General features: G+C 68.6%; 17 protein-coding genes. 9 read left to right on the plus strand and 8 right to left on the minus strand.

What is annotated here, in order from left to right:
• Window positions 1-65: 65 nt before the first annotated feature.
• The gene (locus M2351_RS02640; protein ID WP_264654604.1) at window positions 66-2075 is read right to left on the minus strand and encodes a methyl-accepting chemotaxis protein; all 2010 of its coding nucleotides are present in this window, start codon (window positions 2073-2075) and stop codon (window positions 66-68) included.
• Window positions 2076-2569: 494 nt separating this feature from the next.
• Between M2351_RS02640 and M2351_RS02645 the strand changes: the two genes are divergently transcribed.
• The 4 genes from M2351_RS02645 (at window position 2570) to M2351_RS02660 (ending at window position 7728) form a co-directional block, all read left to right on the plus strand.
• Window positions 2570-3688: a glycosyltransferase family 2 protein gene (locus tag M2351_RS02645; RefSeq protein ID WP_319801864.1), complete on the plus strand. Its 1119-nt coding sequence runs from the start codon at window positions 2570-2572 to the stop codon at window positions 3686-3688.
• On the plus strand, window positions 3685-5421 hold the full coding sequence (locus M2351_RS02650; protein ID WP_264654605.1) for a glycosyltransferase family 39 protein: 1737 nt from the start codon (window positions 3685-3687) through the stop codon (window positions 5419-5421). Before M2351_RS02645 ends, M2351_RS02650 begins: the two co-directional genes overlap by 4 nt.
• A 288-nt stretch (window positions 5422-5709) precedes the next feature.
• On the plus strand, window positions 5710-6885 hold the full coding sequence (locus M2351_RS02655; RefSeq protein WP_264654606.1) for a serine hydrolase domain-containing protein: 1176 nt from the start codon (window positions 5710-5712) through the stop codon (window positions 6883-6885).
• Window positions 6886-6954: 69 nt separating this feature from the next.
• Complete coding sequence (locus M2351_RS02660) at window positions 6955-7728, plus strand: hypothetical protein (RefSeq protein WP_264654607.1); 774 nt, start codon at window positions 6955-6957, stop codon at window positions 7726-7728.
• 13 nt (window positions 7729-7741) lie between these two features.
• Here the strand turns inward: M2351_RS02660 and M2351_RS02665 are convergent, their stop codons facing one another.
• The 3 genes from M2351_RS02665 to M2351_RS02675 form a co-directional block, all read right to left on the minus strand.
• Window positions 7742-8158, minus strand: coding sequence for a nuclear transport factor 2 family protein (locus M2351_RS02665; protein WP_264654608.1), 417 nt, complete (start codon window positions 8156-8158; stop codon window positions 7742-7744).
• A 133-nt stretch (window positions 8159-8291) separates the two neighbouring features.
• Window positions 8292-9275, minus strand: a complete 984-nt coding sequence (locus M2351_RS02670; protein WP_264654609.1) for a hypothetical protein — start codon at window positions 9273-9275, stop codon at window positions 8292-8294.
• 123 nt (window positions 9276-9398) lie between these two features.
• Entirely contained in the window at window positions 9399-10958 is a 1560-nt protein-coding gene (locus tag M2351_RS02675; RefSeq protein ID WP_264654610.1) for an FAD-dependent oxidoreductase, read from the minus strand.
• A gap of 149 nt (window positions 10959-11107) precedes the next feature.
• Between M2351_RS02675 and M2351_RS02680 the strand changes: the two genes are divergently transcribed.
• Window positions 11108-12772, plus strand: a complete 1665-nt coding sequence (locus M2351_RS02680; protein WP_264654611.1) for an NAD+ synthase — start codon at window positions 11108-11110, stop codon at window positions 12770-12772.
• A 105-nt stretch (window positions 12773-12877) separates the two neighbouring features.
• Here the strand turns inward: M2351_RS02680 and M2351_RS02685 are convergent, their stop codons facing one another.
• Both M2351_RS02685 and M2351_RS02690 read right to left on the minus strand, forming a co-directional pair.
• Window positions 12878-13447 carry a hypothetical protein gene (locus M2351_RS02685; protein WP_264654612.1) on the minus strand — a complete coding sequence of 190 codons (570 nt, stop codon included), beginning with the start codon at window positions 13445-13447 and terminating at the stop codon, window positions 12878-12880.
• A gap of 141 nt (window positions 13448-13588) precedes the next feature.
• Window positions 13589-15202: a B12-binding domain-containing radical SAM protein gene (locus M2351_RS02690; protein WP_264654613.1), complete on the minus strand. Its 1614-nt coding sequence runs from the start codon at window positions 15200-15202 to the stop codon at window positions 13589-13591.
• Between the two features lie 282 nt (window positions 15203-15484).
• Between M2351_RS02690 and M2351_RS02695 the strand changes: the two genes are divergently transcribed.
• The 3 genes from M2351_RS02695 (at window position 15485) to cysS (ending at window position 19173) form a co-directional block, all read left to right on the plus strand.
• Complete coding sequence (locus M2351_RS02695) at window positions 15485-16201, plus strand: hypothetical protein (RefSeq protein ID WP_264654614.1); 717 nt, start codon at window positions 15485-15487, stop codon at window positions 16199-16201.
• A 101-nt stretch (window positions 16202-16302) separates the two neighbouring features.
• Window positions 16303-17646, plus strand: a complete 1344-nt coding sequence (gltX, locus tag M2351_RS02700; RefSeq protein ID WP_264654615.1) for a glutamate--tRNA ligase — start codon at window positions 16303-16305, stop codon at window positions 17644-17646.
• A 153-nt stretch (window positions 17647-17799) separates the two neighbouring features.
• The gene (cysS, locus tag M2351_RS02705; RefSeq protein WP_264654616.1) at window positions 17800-19173 is read left to right on the plus strand and encodes a cysteine--tRNA ligase; all 1374 of its coding nucleotides are present in this window, start codon (window positions 17800-17802) and stop codon (window positions 19171-19173) included.
• On the opposite strand, the gene M2351_RS02710 is transcribed toward cysS, so the two are convergent.
• Window positions 19127-20389, minus strand: coding sequence for an acyltransferase family protein (locus tag M2351_RS02710; RefSeq protein ID WP_264654617.1), 1263 nt, complete (start codon window positions 20387-20389; stop codon window positions 19127-19129). The genes cysS and M2351_RS02710 overlap by 47 nt on opposite strands.
• 255 nt (window positions 20390-20644) lie before the next feature.
• Between M2351_RS02710 and M2351_RS02715 the strand changes: the two genes are divergently transcribed.
• Window positions 20645-21109: a preQ0 transporter gene (locus tag M2351_RS02715; protein ID WP_264654618.1), complete on the plus strand. Its 465-nt coding sequence runs from the start codon at window positions 20645-20647 to the stop codon at window positions 21107-21109.
• A 19-nt stretch (window positions 21110-21128) separates the two neighbouring features.
• Here the strand turns inward: M2351_RS02715 and M2351_RS02720 are convergent, their stop codons facing one another.
• A complete protein-coding gene (locus M2351_RS02720; protein WP_319801865.1) occupies window positions 21129-21734 on the minus strand; it encodes a cysteine hydrolase family protein in 606 nt (201 codons plus the stop codon).
• Window positions 21735-21818: the final 84 nt, after the last annotated feature.

The raw sequence follows: 21818 nt of genomic DNA on the forward strand, positions 1-21818 counted from the left end.
GACCCCCCGCGCAAGGTTATTCGCCTGCGGCCGATTTACGCCGCGCGCATGTCCCAGCGGCGGCGTTACGCCGCGCGCATGTCATTGAGGAAGCGGGAGACGAAGCCGCGCAGCCCCTCCGCCTCGCCGTTCAGGCCGTCTGCGGCGTCCAGCACCTGGCGGGAAGCGTCGCCGGTGGCTTCCGCCGCCTGGGTCACGCCGACGATGGTGCCGGTGACCTCCTGGGTGCCGCGGGCGGCTTCCTGGACGTTGCGGCTGATCTCGCGCGTGGCGGCCCCCTGTTCCTCCACCGCGGCGGCGATGGTCGCGGAGATGCCGCTGATCTCGCCGATCACGCGGCCGATCTCGGCGATGGCGGCGGCGGCCTCGCGGCTCACCTCCTGGATGCCGGCAATCTGGCCGGAGATGTCCTCGGTCGCCTTGGCCGTCTGGTTGGCGAGGTTCTTCACCTCCGACGCGACGACGGCGAAGCCCTTGCCGGCCTCCCCCGCGCGCGCCGCCTCGATGGTGGCGTTCAGCGCCAGCAGGTTCGTCTGGCTGGCGATGTCGTTGATCAGCTGCACCACCTCGCCGATCCGCTGGGCGGCGTCGACCAGGCCGCGCACGGTGGCGTCGGTCTTCTGCGCCGTGGTGACGGCGGCGCCGGCGATGGCGTTGCTCTGGGCGACCTGGCGGCTGATCTCCTGGATGGAGCTGGACAGCTCTTCCGCTGCGGCAGCCACGGTCTCGACATTGGCCGTCGCCTGGCTGGAGGCGGCGGCGACGGCGCTGGCCTGCCGGGTCGTCTGCTCGGCGGTGGCCGACATGCCCTGCGCCGTGGCGTGCAACTGGGTCGCGGCGGAGGAGACGCGGCCCAGCACGTCCAGCACCAGCCGGTCGAACTCGCGCGTCAGGGCGTCGATCGCCTCGGCACGCTTTTGCCGCGCCTCCTGCTCGACGGCCTGCTCGGCCGCCAGCTGGTCGGCGCGGATCAGGCTTTCCTTGAAGACCGCCACGGACTTGGCCATGCCGCCGATCTCGTCGCCGCGCTCCAGGCCGGGCACGTCCACCGACCGGTCGCCGCCGGCCAGCCGGGTCATGGCGTTGGTCATCGCCACCACGGGACGCGACAGGCCGCGGCCGATCAGCAGGGCGGAGAGCAGGCCCAGCAGCACGGCGGCCAGCGAGGCGGCGACCATCGTCTTACGGGCGTTGTCGACGGTGCCGGACGCCTCCGTCCCCAGGTCGGACTGGTTGCGCACGCTGGCGTCGCGCAGCTGGTCGGCGCGCGCGTTGATGGTGGGGCCGAGCGTTTCCAGCATCCCGCTGACCAGCTCGTCGCGCTTGGTCGTGGCCGCCACGGCCTTTTCCAGCTCGGTGGAGAAGACCCGCTGCAGCGCGATGAAAGACATGGCCGCCTTGCGCCGGTCCAGGTCGTTCAGCTTGGCCAGCATGGCGTTGCCGCGCTCGCGCGCGCTCTGCATCTCCTTGCGGGCGCCGTCCGCGCTTTCCGCCTTGCCGTCGATCAGGAAGCGCGCCGCCAGGATGCGGGTGGCCAGGAAATGGCGGCCCGCCATGCCGGCCAGATAGGCGCCTTCGGTGTCGCCGTCCGCGTAGGCGCTGTCCATGATGGAGGTGAGTGCCTTTTCCATCTTCGGCCCCAGCTCGTCGATCGTGGCGATGGACTCCGACCGCGCCGCCTGGAACTCCAGCACCTTGGCGAAGCTTTCCTGGTACTGCGTCAGCTCGTTGCCCATCTGCTCGACCGTGCGCAGCAGGGTCGGGTCGGAGAACAGAGCCTTCGTCTCGTCGATCTGCGCGGAGATCGCCGCGGCGTGCGACCCGACCTCGCCGGCGGACTCCTCGTTTCCGGTCAGCAGGAAGGTCTTCGCGTGCAGCTGCGTCTCCAGCATCAGGGCCTGGATCTTGCCCACCTCGATCGACTGCCGCGCCAGCGTCTGGTAAGTCGCGAAATCGTCCTTCGCGTTGGACAGGGCCAGGACACCGATGGCCCCGATGGCGACCAGGAAAATCAGGATTCCGGCGCTGGCGGCGGTGATCTTGGTTCCGACCCGCAAACGGTTGAGCACGCTCATGGCGGAAGGGCTCCGGGGAGGGACAAAGTTTAGACTTCAAACATGGCAGCACCCGGTTACCAATACATTAAGTGTGCCAAGTCTGTGACGCTGCCTGTGACACTATAGGACGCTTGAGCGGGGCCGTTCGGGAAGGGACGGCGGGCGCCGGTCGCGCATCAAAGGCAAATTCCCACCACTTCCGTGTTCTGGCGGTTCGGTGGCCGGCTGGAATATTTGTCTGGCCGGTGGTGTTTGCCCCCATCGGTGGACGGCATTCGGTGCGCCCCGCCCTGGCTGTCCGGCGGCCCTTCGGCTGCCCGTTGAACCCCGATTGAACAGGGCGTGGGCCACGAAATGACCACAAGAGAGGCATTTTGCTCAATCCCATGTATCGTGGTATACGCCCAACGGCGGAGCGCCCGGCCGGGGACGCCCGCCAACCGGCTTCCATCCCGGCTTCCGACCCTGTATCCGAAGACCTGACGCCCAAGAACCTAACGCAACGGCTGGCCATGTCCCTTTCCGACGCGCCTTCCCTGGTGGCCCCGGCCGTGCCCGGCGACGCCCCTCCCGCCACGATGGTGGACGATCCCGGCGCGCGGCCGCGCCGCGGCGGCCGTGCCCGGCGCGTTCGGCTGTCGGTCGTTATCCCCTTCTTCAACGAAGGTGCCAACGTCGACGCGCTGTTCGACCGGCTGGTGCCGGTCCTGGACCGGCTGGACGCCGAGTGGGAGGTGGTCTGCGTCAACGACGGCAGCCGCGACGACACGCTGGACCGCCTGCTGGACGTGCACGACCGCGACCCGCGGGTGAAGGTCGTCGACCTGTCGCGCAACTTCGGCAAGGAGCTGGCGCTGTCCGCCGGCCTCGGCCACGTCACCGGCGATGCCGTGGTGCCGATGGACGCCGACCTGCAGCACCCGCCGGAACTGCTGCCCCAGTTCCTCGCCAAGTGGCGCGAGGGCTACGACGTGGTGGTGGCCGTGCGCAACGCGCGGGTCGGGCAGAGCATGAAGCACCGGCTGTTCGCGCGGGCCTTCTACTGGATCTTCGACAACCTGTCGGAGGTGAAGCTGCCGCGCGAGGTGGGCGACTTCCGCCTGATGGACCGCCGCGTGGTGGAGGTCATCAACCGCATGCCGGAGCGCACGCGCTTCATGAAGGGCATCTTCGCCTGGGTCGGCTTCCGCCAGGCGAGCATCCCCTACGAACAGGGCGAGCGCGCGGGCGGCGACACCAAATGGGGCTTCGTGAAGCTGCTGCGCCTGTCCTTCGACGGGCTGACCGCCTTCTCCACCTTCCCCCTGCGGGTGTGGAGCCTGGTGGGCATGGCGGTGTCGGGCTTTGCCTTCGTCTACATCCTGATCCGTGTGATCCGCACCCTGCTGCACGGCATCGACGTGCCCGGCTATGAATCGCTGTTGGCCGCGGTGCTGTTCCTGGGCGGCGTCCAGTTGATCACGCTGGGCATCCTCGGCGACTATCTCGGCCGCGTGTTCAACGAGGTGAAGGGCCGGCCTCTCTACATCGTGCGTTCCGCCCACGGCTTCGAGGACGAGGAGGCCGCCGTGGCGCCCGCCGCGTACCGGACGCCGCGCCGCGGGGCCGGCACCGAGGACCGTCATCCATGAATTATCAGTCGCCCGCCGAACTGGCGGCCCTGGGCAAGGCCCGGCAGGCATCCGGTTCGGGGGCCAGTTCGGGGGCCGGTTCGGCGGCTGTGTCGGGGGTCCGGTACGAGCACCGGCGCGCCGGCGCGCTGTGGGACGACCTCTCGCGCGCGCTGCTCCTCTGCCTGCTGATCATCGCCTTTCTGAGCTTCCGCTCCTACGGCATCAGCACGGACGAGGAGGTGCAGCACATCTACGGCAAGAAGCTGCTGTCCTTCTACCTGTCGGGCTTCACGGACCGGTCCGCCTTCCACTTCAAGGACCTGTACCTCTACGGCGGGCTGTTCGACCTGGTGACCGCGCTGCTGGTCCACGTCTCCCCGTTTGAGGAGTACGAGACTCGGCATCTGCTCTGCGCGCTGGTCGGCGTGCTGGGCATCGCCGGAAGCTGGCGCTACGCGCGCCTGCTGGGCGGGCCACGCGCTGGGTTCCTGGCCGCGGCGCTGCTGGCGCTGTCCGGCGTCTATTACGGCGCGATGTTCAACAACACCAAGGACGTGCCCTTCGCAGCCGGCATGGTGTGGACCCTCTATTTCGGCACGCGCATCATCAACCAGCTGCCCAGCCCGAGCCGCAGCGCCGTGCTGAAGTTCGGCCTCGTGCTGGGCCTGACGCTGGCGATCCGCGTCGGCGCGGTGCTGGCCGGCTTCTACCTGGTGGCGGCGCTGTCGCTGTATGTCGTGCTGGTGGCGTGGCGGGACGGGCTGGCGCCCGCGCTGTCGGACACGCGGCGCATCGTCCTGGCGCTGCTGCCGGCGCTGCCCGTGGCCTACGCGCTGATGGCGCTGTTCTGGCCCTGGGCCGTGTTGAACCCGCTGAACCCGCTGGAGGCGCTGCGCGTCGTCTCGCACTTCCCGATCGACATCCAGACGCTGTTCATGGGCGAGATGGTGCGGTCCAGCGACCCGCCGGCCCTTTACCTGCCGGTCTACCTGGCGGTGAAGCTGCCGGAGGCTGTGCTGCTGGGTGCCGCGGCCGCGGTGGTGATGGCCGGGGTCTGGCTGGCGCGCGGCGGCTGGAAGGCGCGCTACGGCTTCCCGCTGGTGCGCTGGGTGCCGCTGGTGCTGGGCGCCTTCCTGCCGATCATCCTGTTTATGCTGCTGCGCCCGTCGGTCTACAACGGCATCCGCCATTTCCTGTTCGTGGCGCCGCCGCTGACCGTCATGGCCGGCCTCGCCATCGACCGGCTGTGGATGCGGACCGAAGGTTTCGGTCGCCGGCCGGGGCAGGTCTTCGGCGCCGCGGCCACGGTCGTGGCGGTGCTGTACGCTTGGCAGCTCGGCTGCATGCACCCGAACCAGTACGTCTACTACAACCAGTTCGCCGGCGGCATGAAGGGCGCGGAGGGCAACTTCGAGCTGGACTACTGGGGCAACTCCCAGCACGAGGCGCTGGAGGAGCTGATCGAGCTGGTGGAGCGCGAGAACGACGGCAACCCGCCGCCGCGCCAGTACACGCTGACCGTCTGCGGGAACACGCTGGCGGTGCGCTTCGAGTTGCCGCCCTGGCTGAAGTTGGTCAACGGGATCGAGCCGGACTGGCGCAAGGCCGACTTCTTCATGGCCTTCACCCAGGTGAAGCGCTGCCCGTCGCTGCTGAACGGCCGGCCGATCATCGAGATCGCGGCCGACGACGTGCCCCTGACCATCGTGAAGGACCGCCGCCCCCCGCCCGCGGAGATCCCGAGCGAGTAGGGCGGACACGGTGAGCGCCTGTCTGGTTTGAATTCACCACCAAGGCACCAAGACACCAAGAGTCCTCAACATGCAGAGCGCGAGGACTCTTGGTGTCTTGGTGCCTTGGTGGTGAATCCCCTTACCCGGAGCGTGACCCTCCCCGACAGACTACCCCTCCGGCCCGCGGGCACCCCGTTGGCGTGATCTCCGTCCGTGGGCGTACCGTGTGACGTTTCCGACACCCACTCTCCCCTTCCAGGGTCGTGCAGGACGGAGGGTGGGATGCGGGGGCCGGTGGTCGGTGTCGTGTCGTTTCTTGCCCTCTGGGGGTGGGTGTCGGTTCCCGCGGCCGATCCGGTCGCGACCCATCCGGGCACCGCCTATCAAAACGGGGCCGGCGGCTTGCGCGACACCGTCGCGGCAATGGCCGACCAACGGCTGTCGGAGGCTGGGCCGGGGAGCCTGGTGGTCGGTGTCATCCGCGACGACGTCAAGGTGGTGGTCGGGCGCGGGGACAGCGGCCGGCCGGACGGCGGCCCGCCCGACGGGCGCACGCTGTTCCAGATCGCCTCTCTGACCAAGCCCTTCACCGGCACCATTCTGGCGGAGCTGATCCGCGCCGGCCGCGTGGCGCCGACCGACCCGCTGGCCCGCCACCTGCCCAAGCCGAACCACGCGCCGGACTTCGACGGCCAGCCCATCCGGCTGCGCGACCTCGCCACCCACACCGCTGGCCTGCCCAACGTGCCGGAGACGCCACGCTTCTCCTGGAACCGGCTGGAGGACCCGCGCAACCCCTACAAGCCGCTGACGCGGGAGGAGGTGGCTTCCTGGCTGTCGAACTTCAGCCTGCCGGTGCCGCCGGGCACCCGGTTCCGCTATTCGAACGTCGGCATGGCCGTGCTGGGGGAGGCGCTGTCGACCGCCGCCGGAACCCCCTACGAAACCCTGCTGAAGCGCGTCGTCACCGAACGCTTCGGCCTGAAGGACACGACGCTCCGCCTGTCAGCGGAGCAGCGCGCCCGCAAGGCGGTGGGCCACGCGCGCGGGCAGGTCGTCCCCGACTGGGAGGCGCCGGCCATGCAGCCCTCCTTCGGGCTCTATTCGACGGCGAACGACCTGCTGCGCTGGCTGCGCGTCAACATGGGCGACTGTTCGGCCGCAGCAGGGAACGGGAGCCCTTGCGATCCGGACGTGGCGGCCACGCTGACGCTCGCCCAGTCGGTGCAGGTCGACGGCCGGGCGTTGCGCGACCCGGGGGCGCTGGGGCAGGGGGCGATGGCGCTGGGCTGGTTCGTGGCCTGGGCCGGCGACGGCACGCCGATCCTCTGGCATTCCGGCTCGACCGGCGGCTTCAACGCCTACATCGCCTTTTCCCGCGCGCACCGCTGGGCCGCGGTGGCCCTGACCAACAGCGACCCCGACCGCGTCGTCGCCGACAAGGTGGTGGGCGACATCATCAACCATCTCGAGTCGCACTGAGGCGGGTGCGGCAACGCTTCACGGGCGGCGGTGTTGACCCAGGAGGTCACCACCACGGAGAGCCCGGGCATGAAGCAGTTCCTGTTGACCAGCGCATCCTTCGTCGCGATCACGGTCGGCGCGACCCTGTTGCTGCGCAGCGTGTCCGGGGCGTCCCCGGCGCGGCGGGAGGCGGGACAGCCGGTCCGCAGACCAAGGATCATGCCGCAGATCGCGCCGGCCCAGCGCGGGATGTCGGACGAGGAGGTGCGCATGGTCACGCGCAACTTCCTGCTCTACTTCATCATCCCGCTCTGGCTCGCCTCCGGCGTGGCGGACTGGCTGTGCCACCGGACCACCGACATCCAGCACACCACCGGCGCCAAGGAGACGATGATCCACCTGCTGATGCTGGTGGAGATGGGCGTGCCGACGCTGGCCGGCCTGTTCCTGGAGATCAACTCGCCGGTGCTGGCGCTGATGATCGCGTCTTTCCTGCTGCACGAGGCGACGGCGCTGTGGGACGTCAGCTACGCCATCACAGCGCGCGAGGTCTCGCCCATCGAACAGCACGTCCACAGCTTCCTGGAGATGCTGCCGCTGATGGCAGTGTCCTTCATCGCGGTGATGCATTGGCCGAAGGCCCTGGCCCTGGTCGGCCTGTGCGAGGACGAGGACCGCAGCATCCGGCTGAAGCGGGATCCGCTGCCCGTGGGCTACGTCGCCACCCTGATCGGGCTGATCGGACTGTTGGAGGTGCTGCCGTACCTGGAGGAGATGTACCGCGACTGGCGCGCTCATCCCGGCCGGCTGATGCCGCCGAAGGCCGAGCGGATGCAGGAGGCGATCCCGGCGGCGGGCTGAGCCGCAAACCGGCTCAGTGCAGCCGGGTTGAGGACGGGCGGCCGATGGGATCGTTCGTGTGGACCAGCGGGTCGGCGATCGGGCCGGCCTGGTGATGGACGAGCCGCCATTCCCCGTCCTCGCGCGCGAACAGGTTGGTGGCGGCCAGCACGGCGTGGCCCAGCGTTTCCTCGCAGATGACGACCGCGGTGTCGCCGTACAGCATCACCCGCTCGTTGCGGGCCTGGATGACCGGGCCGTTGGGGACGTTCAGCACGTCCCCCCAGCTGGCCATGACCGCCTCCCGCCCGAACAGGATCGTCCAGCCCGGATGGATGCAGCACACGGGCAGGTGGGCCGCCCACAGGGAGTCCATGGCGGGATAGTCGCGGTCGCTGAAGGCCCGGTAGAAGGCTTGGTTCAGGGCCAGAACGGCGTCGCGGTCGGTCATTGTGGAAAAGCTCTCCGGATCACTCCGAGAGCTTCTAAACAAGCAACCGTTTCATTCGCAAGTGCCGGTCCGATATAAATCACAAGCAAATGCCTTTGGACCCATGCCATCGGGCGGGCGACCGCGGCGCTCCTCACGCCTTGATGTCAACCTTGGCGGGTGTTTCCGCCTTGTCCGTGGCCGCGGGGGCCTTGCCATCGGTCAGTCCTTCCACCGGTTGCGACAGGTCCAGGTTCAGGTGCATGACGCCGTCGGCGCTCTTGGTCGGCTTCAGCACGCCGGACCCGCTCATGCCGCCGCCCTTGGCCATCATGCCGTTCAGCTTCTCCAGGACGCCCTTGATTTCGTCCTCGCTGAAGCCGTTGGCGCGGACGATCATGCCGGTCGACTTGCCGGTGACCTTGGTGTTCGTCTGGCCGAACGCGACGCTGCCCGACCCGTCGGCGTTCAGGGCCGCCTCCACGCTCTGGTCCTGGCGCTGGAAGTCCAGCGTGGACTTGGCGAAGGAGATGCGGACCGACTTGTTGCCGTCCTGGATGGTCAGCTCGATCCCGCGCGACTCGATCGTGAACTGGGAGCGCGCCTCCTGCATGCTCATGGACATCTGGCTGAAATCCATGGACTTCAGCTTGTCCTTCAGATGGTCGCCGAAGCCGTCGAGCACGCCGTCGACCCGGTCCTTAGGCATGCCGAGCGCGTCGAGCGTGCTGCCCAGGTCGCTTTTCATCCCGTCGATGGCCTTCTCGAAGGCGCCGGCCAGGCCCTTGGAATGGTCGAGCGCGCCCTTCATGATGTCCAGCGCCTGCGCCGCGCGGTCGCTCATCGCCTGGGCGCCCGTGCCGCTGCCGCCGGTCATCCCCTTGCCGGCCGTCCCCTTGCCGGCGTAGTCCGACGCTCTTGTGTCGGAGGCGGCCGGCTTCTTGCCGGACAGGCCGTCGAGCAGCGTTTCCATGGATTGGCTGATGGTGTAGGCCGGGCTGGCGGCCTTCTTATCGTCTGCCTTCGAGTTCTCCGACGCCGAAGAGGCCGACTTGCCATCGGTGGTCTTCTTGGCCGCCGGGGTCTGGAGGACCGAACTGGTCGTCCCGTTCGGCCCGGAGAGTTCCGAGTAGTACATCGACGTCTCCCGCGTATTATCGTTGTCAGCGCACCGTACTATTGCCGCGGGAATCTTTACCACAGGTTAATCCGCTGCGCCAGGGCGCAACGCCAAGTCGCATTGCTTTGTGAGCTTACGGTTCTATCCGGTGCGGCGGGCGGTCTCCTCCACTTCGGCGAGCGGCTGGGTGGCCGGCCCGTTCAGCACCGCCCCGTCCACCGTGAAGCGGGAGCCATGGCACGGGCAGTCCCAGGTTTTCTCGCCGGGGTTCCAGTGCACCACGCATTTCAGGTGCGGGCAGACGGCGGAGCGGCGGTGCAGCGTGCCGGCGTCGTCGCGGTAGACGGCGATGGGCTTCCCGCCGGACTTCAGCACGGCGCCCTCGCCGGGTGCGATGCCCTGTTCCGACTCCACCTCCGACCGCCGCACATAGTCCAGGTACTGGCGTCCGACGTCGATGTTCTCGCGCAGGTAGGTGCCGAGCTTGTTGGTCATCTTGCGGCCGGGGTCGTAGAGCGCGGCCCAGGGGCTTCCGCTGCCGTGGATCAGTTCGCACAGGACCATGCCGGCGATGGTGCCGTGGGTCATGCCCATGCCGCTGTCGCCGGTCGCCACGAAGATCCGCCCCCCGTAGGCCGGGTCGCGGCCGATGAAGGCCAGCCCGTCGAAGGGTTCCATCACCTGTCCGGACCAGCGGTACTCCACCGCGCCGGCCTCCGGGAAATGCTCGCGCGTCCAGGCCTCCAGCGCGGCCCAGCGGCTGTCCATGTCGCGCGCCTCGCCGGTCTTGTGGTCCTCGCCGCCGACGATCAGCAGGTCGTGGCCCTCCTCCGGCTGGAGCCGTACGTAATGATAGCTGTCCAGCGTGTCCCAATAGAGCCCGTCCGGCACTGTCCCCTTCGGCACGCGCGCCGCGATGGCGTAGGTGCGGTAGGCGGCCTGCTTGGTGTGGATCGCGAATCGGTCACTGATGGGGGAGTTGGTGGCGACCACCACGGCGTCGGCGTCGATGGTCGTGTGGTCAGGACCGACATGGACATGCGCCCGCTCTCCCTCCTGCCCGACAGCGGAGACGTGGGCGCGGGTGGCGAGGCGGCCGCCGCGCGCCAGGAAGGCGCGGGTCAGCCCGGCCAGGTACTTCAACGCGTGGAAGCGCCCTTGGCGGGGGAAGCGCAGGCAGGGGCCGGGGTGGTGGATCGGCGGGTGGTCCATCCGCTCCACATCCTCCAGCCCGGCGCGGCGGGCGGCGTCCAGTTCATTGTCGATGGTGGAGGGCGACTGGCCGGGCGCCAACATCAGGTAGCCGTCGAGCCGTTTGAGGTCGCAGTCGATGTTCTCCTCGCGGGCGATCCGCTCGATGGTGTCGATGGCGGCGCTGTGGCTGTCGGCGGCCATGCGGGCGCCGGACTCGCTGTGCAGCCGGATCATCTCGGTGTAGCGGTCGTCGATGGCGTTGGACAGGTGGGCGGTCGTGCGCCCCGTCTCGCCGTCGCCCGGCTGCCCGTCGTCCAGCAGCAGGACCCGCTTGCCGGAGCGCTGGAGCAGATAGGCGGTGGTGACGCCGGCGATCCCGGCCCCGACCACGATGACGTCAGGCTTTTCGGCCGCAAGGTCGGCGTTGCCGGCGGGCATCGGCCCGGTTTGCATCGGCCCAGGGGACGCGCTCATCCAGACGGAGGTCGTGGTGCCGGAACCCTGCATGGCCTGTTACCCTTTCCGATGAGCATGCGTTCCCAGGGGAACAGCCACGCGGCAGGCGGGTTCCGGTGCGCCAGCACGCCGCTTTCGCCCCCGGCGTCCGGCTGCTACGCTGCCGTCTCGTCCTTGCCGATCCACCAGACGACAGAGCCATGACCGACCGCCTTACCATCGCGCTGGCCCAACTGAACCCGACCGTCGGCAACATCACGGCCAACATCGACCGCATCCGCAACGCGCGGGCCGAAGCCGCCGCGCGCGGCGCCGACCTCGTCGTCTGTCCGGAGCTGGTGGTGACCGGCTACCCGCCCGAGGATCTGGTGCTGAAGCCCTTTTTCCTCGACCTCGTGGAAAAGGCGGTGAAGGGCCTCGCCGAGGAGACCGCCGACGGCGGCCCGGCGGTGCTGGTGGGGACGCCCTGGCGCGAGGGCGGCAACCGCTACAACGCGGCGCTGCTGCTCGACGGCGGCAAGGTCGCGGCGACCCGCTTCAAGGTCGACCTGCCGAACTACGGCGTCTTCGACGAGAAGCGCGTCTTCGCCGCCGGCCCGATGCCGGGCCCGATCAACTTCCGCGGCGTGCGGCTGGGCGTGCCCATCTGCGAGGACATCTGGAGCCCGGATGTGGTGGAGACGCTGGCCGAGAGCGGGGCGGAGATCTTGATTGTCCCCAACGGCAGCCCCTTCGAGGTCGGCAAGCACGACCAGCGCATCCAATTGTCAGTGGAGCGCGTCACCGAGTCCGGCCTGCCGCTGATCTATGTGAACCAGGTCGGCGGCCAGGACGAGCTGGTCTTCGACGGCGCCAGCTTCGCGCTCGGCGCCGACCGCAAGCTGGTCGCCCAGGCCCCGTCCTTCACCGAGCACCTGATGCTGACCCACTGGCAGCGCGGGGCGGACGACGTATGGACCTGCGCGGAGGCGGAGCGCATCGCGCCGGCCGGGGACCTGGAGTCGATCTATTCCGCCCTGGTGCTGGGTCTGCGCGACTATGTGACCAAGAACCGCTTCCCCGGCGTCATCCTGGGCCTGTCGGGCGGCATCGACTCGGCGCTGTCGGCGGCGATCGCGGTGGATGCGCTGGGGGCGGATCGGGTGCACGGCGTGATGATGCCCTCGCCCTACACCTCGCAGGAGAGCCTGGACGACGCGGCGGAGTCGGCGGAGCTGTTGGGGTGCAAGCTCGACACCATCCCCATCGTCCCGGCGATGGAGGCGTTCGAGCGCATGCTGCTGCCGGCCTTCGCCGGCCGTGACCAGGATATCACGGAGGAGAACATCCAGTCCCGCTCGCGCGGGATCACGCTGATGGCGCTGTCCAACAAGTTCGGCGCCATGGTGCTGTCCACCGGCAACAAGTCGGAGATGTCGGTTGGCTACGCCACGCTCTACGGCGACATGTGCGGCGGCTACGCGGTGCTGAAGGACGTCTACAAGACGACGGTCTACGACGTGTCGCGCTGGCGCAACGACAACATCCCGGTCGGCGCCCTGGGGCCCGCCGGGCGCGTCGTGCCGGAGCGCGTGCTGGTCAAGGCCCCGACCGCGGAGCTGAAGCCCAACCAGACCGACCAGGACACGCTGCCGCCCTACGAGGTGCTGGACGACATCCTGGAATGCCTGGTGGAAAAGGACTTCGGCGTGCCGGAGATCGTCGCCCGCGGCCACGCGCCGGAGGTGGTGAACAAGGTCTGGCGCATGCTGCACCTGGCCGAATACAAGCGCCGCCAAGCGCCCCCGGGCCCGAAGATCACGCGGCGCATCTTCAATCGCGAACGGCGGTACCCGATCACCAACGGGTTCACGAGCATCGTGTGAGGGGGGTAAGCCGGGGCGCCTCTTGCCCCCACCCTAACCCTCCCCCGCCCAGCGGGGGAGGGAGGGACCCGTGAAGCGGGAGGGTGGGGGAACCGGTGCCCGAACTTACGCCGCCTCGGTCAGCGCCAGATGCGGGCGGCGGACCATGGACTGGATGGTGAAGGGGGCGCGGACGCCGCCGCTGAACAGCTCGGCGCATTCCAGGGCCTTGAGCACCCGCTCCTCGGCCGGCAGGCCGACGGTCGAGGCGAGCGAGCCCAGCGCGTAGTCGGAGCCGCAGCCGATGGCGTGGTAGCCGCGGACCGCCTCGCCGACCTGATAGTCGGACTGGATGCTGAACAGGCGCCCTTCATAGCCGACCATGAAGGTGCCGCCCGTCTCTACGTCGTTGGAGCGGTGGGCGTAGCCGCCGTCCTTCAGGCAGCCGCGCACGGCGTCCACGAAATCCACCACCATGTAGCGGAAGACGTCGGCGTCGGCGTCGCGGTGCGGCGGTTCCAGCCGGTAGTGCAGAAGCTGGCCCATGCGGAAGGAACTGGTGAAGCCGATCAGCATCTCGCCGTTGCGGAACACCTTGGTGTCCGCGCGGACGGTGATGTCCAGCCCGTTCACGCCGGCGCTGTCGCCGCCCATCCACACCCGATCGCCGTCCACCAAGCCCACAATGCAGGTCATCGCTGTCCTCGTTCCCGTTCCTTCTGTGCGCGGAAGCAAGGCCAGGGTGGGCTTTTATAGTTAACGAAATGTTGCGACGCCGCGATGCCGAAGGGGGTATTCCACTTCGGCAGCTGAGGCGTGGCAAGGACTTAGCGCAAGCTAGTCCGACGCCATCAACTCCAGCGGCATCTCCATCGGCGCGTCCACCGGCGTGGCGTTGGCGGTGTTCCGGTTGGCGGCGGCCCGCGCCACGGCCGGCGCGCGGCGTGGCTTGGCGAGCAGGTCGTCCTGGATGACCTCCCCCCTGCGGTCGGTCACCATGGTCGGGGTGAAGAGCCCGGCGTGGCGGCCGTCCACCGGGAAGGCCGGGGTGAACAGGCGGTCGAGCGGCTCGGTCGTCGTCACCCCGCTGCGGTTGGGATCGCGGCGACCCAACAGGTCGAAGGGCGAGGTGTCGTAGAAGGCGCGGAACAGCGGCTTCACCACGCAGACGGCCAGCTGGTCCCAGGTCAGGTCGTTGCGGCGGTTCCAGGCGAAGCGGAAGACCTGCCGGAACAGCTGGGCTCGGTGCTCCTTCATGCCGCTCATGGTGCGGACGTAGGCCGCGACCTCGTCCAGCGGGTCCTTCGGCCAGACCACCAGCGTGTCGCCGTCCATGTCGCGCAGCCGCACGTTGGGCAGGAAGCCGCCCTCTTGCGCGATTTCGCGGAACATCGGCGTGCCGGGCAGCGGGATGGCCAGGCTGAGGAAGCCCGGCGAGGTGACGTCGTCGCGGCTGAGGATGTCGTTGATGTCGGTGCGGAAGCTGTCGATGGTCTGGTGCGCCGGGTCGAAGATCAGGCCATAGTCGAAGACCATGCCGTGGTCGATGCACTTGCGCGCGATGTCGAAGCGGTCGACGTGGCGGTTCTGCTTCTTCGAATAGCGCTCGATCATGTCGCTTTGCAGCGATTCGACGCCGGAGAACAGACCGACGCAGCCCGCCTCCTTCACCATCACCAGGTTTTCCTCCTTGGCGAAGAAGTCGGCGGTGACCAGCGCCAGCCAGCCCTTGAAGTAGCCGCGCTGCCAGTATTCCTTCACGATGGCCAGCCGTTCGCGGAAGCTGGCGCGGTCGTTCCCGTAAAAATTGTTGTCCTGCAGCGAAATGTAGCTGCACTTGCCCAACGCCTCGAACTGGGCGCGGATGAAGCTTTCTGAATAGGTCTGGTACTTGCCGCCCTCGCCGGTCAGCGAGCAGAAGCTGCAGGCGAAGTTGCAGTTCCGGCTGGTCTCCACGAAGCCGACGCCGTCGATGCGCTTGTACAGGTCGAAGCGTGGGACGAGGCCCGGCTTGACGTAGCCGGGGCCGAAGGCGTCAGCGATGACGTCCTCGATCTCCTCCAGGTCGCCTTCGCAGGCGTAGTCGAAGCAGGCCCGCGCCAGCGTCGGCAGGGCGCGCACGGCCGGCCCGCCGGCCACCACGACCACTCCCGGATTCTTGGTGCGCGCGTAGGCGGTCAACTGCCGCATGCGGTCCAGCGTGTTGGTCGTGCCGGTCAGGACCAGCATGTCCGGCCAAGCGAAATCATCCTCCCGCTTCAGCAGTCCGGACTGCACCTCGCAGTGGGTCCGCACCTCGCACAAGTCCGGGTTGAAGGCACCGGCCAAGTAGAAGGTTGCCGTCGCGGCGGTCAGGAACAGTTGGCGTGGTTCGTAGGTCCGGAACGAATCAAAGCTGGCATTGACCAGGAGAATCCGTTTCTTGCCGCTGCTGCGCCGGGAGATGAACATGACGACGGGCTTCTCCTGAAGGGTGAGGAGACATCGCTTTGGGCGAACTGGGAGGGCTTAAGCCGAAGATCAGATGCTATCACCAGTTAGCGAAAGAATAGATCAAACGTCAAATAATTTTGCGTTACATGAAAGACATCATTCGAACCAAAGTCGCGCGATCGGGTTGTGGCTGCATATAATTGTATGTTTGCCCGCGCGACTTGCCGCCTTTTGAGGCGCCTCGCGCCGAGACGTGCGCCATGATACGGTGGGAAAATCAACCATCGGAGGTGGCTTCCCATGGAACCCGCGCGCATTCTTGTTTTTATAACAGCTGTCACTCTTTGCGGCTGTGCCGCCGATCAGGCTGGGGACGGCCGCGCCCTCTACGACCAAGCCATCGACCGCAGCGCCGTGTATCAGGAGGCGAATGTCCGCCCGCTGGCGCCGCTGGCCTACCCGGTGCGCGCCCTGTCGCTGACCGGCAACGCCGCCTGGGCCGAGGGCAAGGAAGGGCAGAAGGTCACGATCAACAGCCTCTATGGCCTCTGGATATCCGTGGAGCCGGAGTTGCAGGCCATCTGCCAGACCTACCCGAGGGATCAGGTGATCGACCGGCTGCACCAGCTTCTGGGACTGAAGCCGGCGACCGACTCCGACCGCAACGCGCGTTTCATCCGTTTCACAATCGACCAGCAGAAGACCGGACCGGCGGTGTCTGGCGTCTTCCGCCCCTGCGCCAATCCCGACACGGCGGCGACCCAGTGCGGCAACCAGATCACGACGAAGCCGGAGCAGGCGGCCTACGTGTCCTGGTTCGCCAACCAGATGGTCTTCTCCTACAAGCGGGACGCGTCGATGGGCGGCACGGGCTATCCCTGGACGCGGCTTGGCTACACCTACAACTGGAACCCGGCGGCGGCGGACATCCGCGGCGTCCAGGAATATGTCGTGCCGGACAAGACCGTGGTCACCGTGACCGGGATCGTGTCGCCGGAGGACTACTGCGCGCCCTGACGCAGTCCCAGCGCGCGTGACCTCCGCATGCGCGGCTTTCGGAGCGGGGCGGGGCGTGCTAGGACTGCCGCCCCGTCCCTGACTTTCGAACGATCGCCGTCATGACCGTCGCCGTCCGCTTCGCCCCCAGCCCGACCGGCCTCCTCCATGTGGGCAACGTGCGCCTCGCGCTCGTCAATTGGCTGTTCGCGCGCAAGGCCGGCGGCAATTTCCTGCTGCGCCTGGACGACACCGACGAGGAGCGCTCCAAGCCCGAATACGCCGAGGGCATCGAGCGCGACCTGACCTGGCTGGGCCTCGCCTGGGACCGCTTCGCGCGGGAGAGCGACCGCTACGGCCGCTACGACGAGGTGTCGGAGGCGTTGAAGGCGTCCGGGCGGCTCTACCCCTGCTACGAGACGCCGGAAGAACTGAACCTCAAGCGCGCCAGCCTCGTCTCGCAGGGGCGCCCGCCGATCTACGACCGCGCCGCCCTGCGCCTGACGGACGCCGACCGCGCCCGGCTGGAGGGGGAGGGGCGCCGGGCCCATTGGCGCTTCAAGCTGGAGCACACGCCGGTGGAATGGACCGACCTCGTCCGCGGGCCGGTGCATTTCGAGGGGACGGCGCTGAGCGACCCGGTGCTGATCCGCGAGGACGGCCGGCCGCTCTACACGCTGACCAGCGTGGTGGACGACGGCGACCTCGCCATCACCCATGTGATCCGCGGCGAGGACCACGTTGCCAACACGGCGGTGCAGATCCAGATCTTCGAGGCCATCGGAGCGCCGGTTCCGGAGTTCGCGCACCTGCCGCTGCTGACCGATGCCGCCGGCGCGGGCCTGTCCAAGCGGCTGGGCAGCCTGTCGGTGGCATCCTTGCGCGAGGAGGAGGGGATCGAGCCGATGGCGCTGGCCAGCCTGCTCGCGAAGCTCGGCACCTCCGATCCCATCGAACCGCGGCTGACGTTGGACGAACTGGTGGCCGAGTTCGACATCGCCAAGATCGCCCGCGGCACCCCGAAGTTCGACCCGGAGGAACTGGCCCGGCTGAACGCCCGCATCCTGCACCTGCTGCCCTTCGAGCGCGTGGCCGGGGAACTGGCGGCGCTGGGCCTCGACGGCGCCGACGCGGCCTTCTGGGAGGCGGTGCGGCCGAACCTGGGGCGCATCGCCGACGCCCGCGACTGGTGGGCGGTGACCCACGCGCCGGTCACGCCCGTGGTGGACGACGCCGGCTTCCTGGATGAGGCGGCGGCGCTGCTGCCGGACGAGCCGTGGGATTTGGCGACCTGGGGCGCGTGGACCGGCGCGGTGAAGGCGAAGACCGGCCGCAAGGGCAAGGACCTGTTCCTGCCGCTGCGCCGCGCGCTGACCGGCCGCGACCATGGACCGGAGTTGAAGAACCTGCTACCCCTGATCGGCCGCGCGCGCGCGCTCAAGCGCCTCGCCGGCGAGACGGCTTGACGCTCATTTCGGTGGCCGCAGGCCGGGCTTGGGTTTAACCACAGAGACACGGAGACACAGAGAAGCCACGCCCTCTGTGTCTCCGTGTCGCTGTGGTGACGCACCGCTTGCAATGAATTGGCTGTAAGGCCGTTTGACAGGAGACATGGTGCCGTGCCGTTGGACCTCTACAACACGCTGACCCGCCGCAAGGAACGCTTCGAGCCGATGAGCCCGGACCGGGTGGGCATGTATGTCTGCGGTCCCACCGTCTACGACACGGCGCACATCGGCAACGCCCGGCCGGTCGTCGTCTTCGACCTGCTGTTCCGGCTGCTCCAGCGGCTCTACCCGGCGGTGACCTACGTCCGCAACATCACCGACGTGGACGACAAGATCATCGACCGCTCGCGCGACAGCGGGGAGCCGATCGAGGCGCTGACCAAGCGCACGGCCGACCTCTACCACGCGGACATGGACGCGCTGAACGCGCTGCGCCCGACCATCGAGCCGCGCGCCACCCACCACATCGCCCACATGGTCGCGCTGATCCAGCTGCTGATCGAGCGCGGCCACGCCTACGCGGCGGAGGGGCATGTGCTGTTCTCCGTGCCGTCCATGGCGGACTACGGCCAGCTGTCCCGCCGGTCGCTGGATGAGATGATCGCCGGCGCCCGCGTCGACGTCGCCCCCTACAAGCGCGACGCCGCCGACTTCGTGCTGTGGAAGCCCAGCGCCGACGACCAGCCGGGCTGGGACAGCCCCTGGGGACGCGGCCGGCCCGGCTGGCACATCGAGTGCTCCGCCATGGCGAAGGAGCATCTTGGCGTCACCTTCGACATCCATGGCGGCGGGCTGGACCTGATCTTCCCGCACCATGAAAACGAGATCGCGCAGAGCCGTTGCGCCCACGGTGGCGAAGCGCTGGCCCGCTATTGGGTCCACAACGGCTTCGTGACCGTCGAGGGCGAGAAGATGTCCAAGTCCCTGGGCAACTTCTTCACTGTGCACGAGCTGCTGGACGAGTTCCCCGGCGAGGCGATCCGCCTGACGCTGATGAGCGCCCACTACCGCCAGCCGCTGGACTTCACCCGCGAGGGGCTGAAGCAGTCCAAGGCGACGCTCGACCGCTGGTATCAGGCGCTGCGCGGCGCCCCGGCGCCGGCCGCGGCGGAGCTGCCCTTCGACGTGCTGGCCGCCCTTGAGGACGACCTGAACAGCCCGCTCGCCATCTCCCACATGCACGAGTTGGCGGGTGCGGTGAACAAGGCGCACAGCGACGCGGAGAAGGCCGCGGCCAAGGGGGCGCTGCTCGCCGCCGGCGAGGCGCTGGGGCTGCTCCGCCAGGATCCGGAGGCGTGGTTCCGCTGGGCGCCGAAGGGGGCCGCGGCCCTGTCGGACGAGGTGATCGCGCAGCTCATCGCCGACCGACTGGCCGCCCGCAAGGCCAAGAACTTTGCGGAGGCCGACCGCATCCGCAAGGACTTGGCCGACCAGGGCATCATCCTGGAAGACGGCCCGCAGGGTACGACCTGGAAGCGGGCGTAGCCGGCACCGTCTCCGGCGTGCTGCCTTTCTCGGGGGCTTTCCCCGGCGGCACGCCGTTCAGCAGGAAGCGCAGGACCGGGGAGCGGCGGACCGCGGCGTGGTGGAAGGCCAGCGGGACCAGCAGGCCGAGCACGGCGATCAGCAGGAACTCAACGCCCGGCTTCCACGGCACGGCGATCAGGGCGAAGCCGGCGACCACCACCACGGCGTGGTGCAGCAGGTAGATGCTGTAGGAGGCCTGCGACAGCGTCCGCACGCCCCGGTTCTCCCGCGCGAACCACGCCAGCGCGAGGCCGAGCAGCAGGCGGAAGGCCGACCAGGCGCCGACGGCGTGCAGCACCTGGTCGAGCACCCGCAGCGCCATGGGCTTTTGCACATGATCGAGCCCGACCTGCCCCAGGAAGCACAGGACGTAGAGCAGCACGACCGTCCAGCTGGTGCTGGCGAAGCGCGCCGGCCCGCCGGTGAGGTGGGCGATGTAGACGCCGACCAGGAAGAAGCTCGCCGAGATGGCCGTGGTCAGCGCCGACGAGGTGGTCGGGGGCAACGGCTCCAGCAGCAGGGGGGATATGTTGTCGAACCCCATGGTGCCCACCAGCATCACGCTGAGCAGGGCAGGCGGCAGCCAGCCGTCGCCGGCCTCAAAGAGCCGCGCCAGCCGGGGTGCCCGCGCGCGCAAGGATCCGTAAAGCCTTGTTGCGACGGGATAAAACAGGCAGAGCAACACCATGCAGGCGAACAGCTCGACCAGGAACCACAGGTGATAGGTCAGGCCGCCGCTCCAGAAGGCGTCGGGCAGCGTGCGGGTCAGGAAGGCCGCGAGCGTCAGCCCGGGATCGACCGAGAGCGTCGCCAGCCATAACTGAAGCACGTTGAAGGTCGCCGCCACGGCGACCAGCGGCACCAGCAGCCGCGTCGCCCGTGACCGCAGCACCGCGGTGGGCCCGTGCTTGCGCAGGCTGCGGGCGATCAGAAGGCCGGAGATCAGGAAGAAGGCCGGCATGCGGAAGCTGTGGATGAAATCCGCAAACAGCCCGATGCCTGGGATCGTGTCGGGGGAATCGATCAGCCAGTGGTAATCGGGGGTGTAGATCAGCGCTGCGTGATAAGGCACGCCGAGGATCATCAGCAGGCTGCGCGCCGCGTCTAGGGAATGATCCCGCACGCCGCCCCGTGCCGTTGCCAGGGTCCCATTGGCCATGGTCCCATCGGCCATCGCGTCCACCTTGCTCCGTTCCTGTCGACGACACGGAAACGTTTCACTCGCCTCTCAGGCACACCGGTCAAAGGGCTTATGTGCCGGGGGTACGCCTTTGCGTCAGCCGCTCCTCTCCGGGAAGGGTTCACCGGATGGGACCGAACCTGTTACAAGGCGTCGGCGGGGCGCTCGCATTCACGCGGGTGGCCCCCTTTTTCGCACCGATATTTCCGCGCCCGTATTTCCGCGGGTTGCCTTCGGAGGATCTTGGACATGCTCTGGCTTGCCGCCTACATCGGCAGTGTTCTCGCCATCAATTACGCCTTCAGCTGGGCGCCCCACCTGGACCTCGTCTGGTCCTGCTGGGCCGGGTTGATCTTTCTTCTGCGCGACATGGTGCAGGTCCGCTACGGCCACTGGTCGCTGGCCGCCATGCTGGCCGCGACGGCCCTGTCCTTCCTGCTCGCCGACCCCTTCGTCGCGACGGCCAGCGTCACGGCCTTCGCCGTGTCCGAGTTGATCGACTGGGGTGTCTTCACAGTCACGCGACGCCCGCTGCGCGACCGGCTGTGGGTCAGCGCCGCCCTGTCGGTGCCGGTCGACACCGCCATCTTCTTCGGCATGCTGGGTGTCTGGGCACCCTCCGTATGGGCCGCCAGCCTCGCTTCCAAGCTGGCCGGCGTGTCGGCGGTGTGGATGCTGATGCGGGCGCGGGACTCCCGGCTGGTGACGGCGTAAGGGAGCCCCGCGGGCACCCTCACCCCCACGCCCCCGCGTCCTCGACCACCACGGCGATCCGGTCGGCCAGCCCGGCGAGGGTGGCGATTTGCACCGTCTCCGCGGGGATCGCGCCGCCGAGCGGGTTCGGCAGGTCGCGGGTCGTCGTGGCGGCGGCCACCACCGTGCTGCGCCAGCCGAGGTCCAGCGCGGCGCGCGCCGTGCTGTCAACGCAGTTGTGGGTCATGAAGCCGGCGAGGATCAGCTCGCTCCGGCCGGTGGCGCGCGCCCGCTCCTGAAGGTCGGTGCCGGCGAAGCTGTTGGGCAGGCGCTTGGCAATCACCGACTCCCCCTCAACCGGGGCCAGGGCGGGGATGAAGCCGCTCATCGGGCCGCCGGGATCGAACAGGCCGCCGGGCTTGCCGTGATGGACAATGTGGATCACCGGCACGCCGGACTTGCGGGCCAGCGTCAGCAGCCGCGCGGCCTCGGCGACGGCGGCGTCCACGCCGGACAGGGGCAGGGCACCGTCGGTGTATTCGCGCTGCGCGTCGATCAGCACGAGGACGGCCTTGTCGAGGGGGCTCGGGTGCAGCGGCGCGCCGGCCAGGGACAGCAGGGATTTGGGCTCGGTCATCACGGTCATCGGGAACACTCCGGGACGCTGGTGGTCGGGATCGGGTGATGGGCCGATCCTGTCCTGTTCGTTTTCGGTCGGATATTCGCTATC

It is taken from the genome of Azospirillum canadense (genome assembly GCF_025961225.1).
GTDB lineage: Bacteria > Pseudomonadota > Alphaproteobacteria > Azospirillales > Azospirillaceae > Azospirillum > Azospirillum canadense.

Bases quoted from the DNA above. Each gene is read 5' to 3' on its own strand.
- M2351_RS02640 (WP_264654604.1), bottom strand. From the start codon at position 2,075: ATGAGCGTGCTCAACCGTTTGCGGGTCGGAACCAAGATCACCGCCGCC.
- M2351_RS02645 (WP_319801864.1), top strand. From the start codon at position 2,570: ATGTCCCTTTCCGACGCGCCTTCCCTGGTGGCCCCGGCCGTGCCCGGC.
- M2351_RS02650 (WP_264654605.1), top strand. From the start codon at position 3,685: ATGAATTATCAGTCGCCCGCCGAACTGGCGGCCCTGGGCAAGGCCCGG.
- M2351_RS02660 (WP_264654607.1), top strand. From the start codon at position 6,955: ATGAAGCAGTTCCTGTTGACCAGCGCATCCTTCGTCGCGATCACGGTC.
- M2351_RS02665 (WP_264654608.1), bottom strand. From the start codon at position 8,158: ATGACCGACCGCGACGCCGTTCTGGCCCTGAACCAAGCCTTCTACCGG.
- M2351_RS02670 (WP_264654609.1), bottom strand. From the start codon at position 9,275: ATGTACTACTCGGAACTCTCCGGGCCGAACGGGACGACCAGTTCGGTC.
- M2351_RS02675 (WP_264654610.1), bottom strand. From the start codon at position 10,958: ATGCAGGGTTCCGGCACCACGACCTCCGTCTGGATGAGCGCGTCCCCT.
- M2351_RS02680 (WP_264654611.1), top strand. From the start codon at position 11,108: ATGACCGACCGCCTTACCATCGCGCTGGCCCAACTGAACCCGACCGTC.
- M2351_RS02685 (WP_264654612.1), bottom strand. From the start codon at position 13,447: ATGACCTGCATTGTGGGCTTGGTGGACGGCGATCGGGTGTGGATGGGC.
- M2351_RS02690 (WP_264654613.1), bottom strand. From the start codon at position 15,202: ATGTTCATCTCCCGGCGCAGCAGCGGCAAGAAACGGATTCTCCTGGTC.
- M2351_RS02695 (WP_264654614.1), top strand. From the start codon at position 15,485: ATGGAACCCGCGCGCATTCTTGTTTTTATAACAGCTGTCACTCTTTGC.
- gltX (WP_264654615.1), top strand. From the start codon at position 16,303: ATGACCGTCGCCGTCCGCTTCGCCCCCAGCCCGACCGGCCTCCTCCAT.
- M2351_RS02710 (WP_264654617.1), bottom strand. From the start codon at position 20,389: ATGGCCGATGGGACCATGGCCAATGGGACCCTGGCAACGGCACGGGGC.
- M2351_RS02715 (WP_264654618.1), top strand. From the start codon at position 20,645: ATGCTCTGGCTTGCCGCCTACATCGGCAGTGTTCTCGCCATCAATTAC.
- M2351_RS02720 (WP_319801865.1), bottom strand. From the start codon at position 21,734: ATGACCGTGATGACCGAGCCCAAATCCCTGCTGTCCCTGGCCGGCGCG.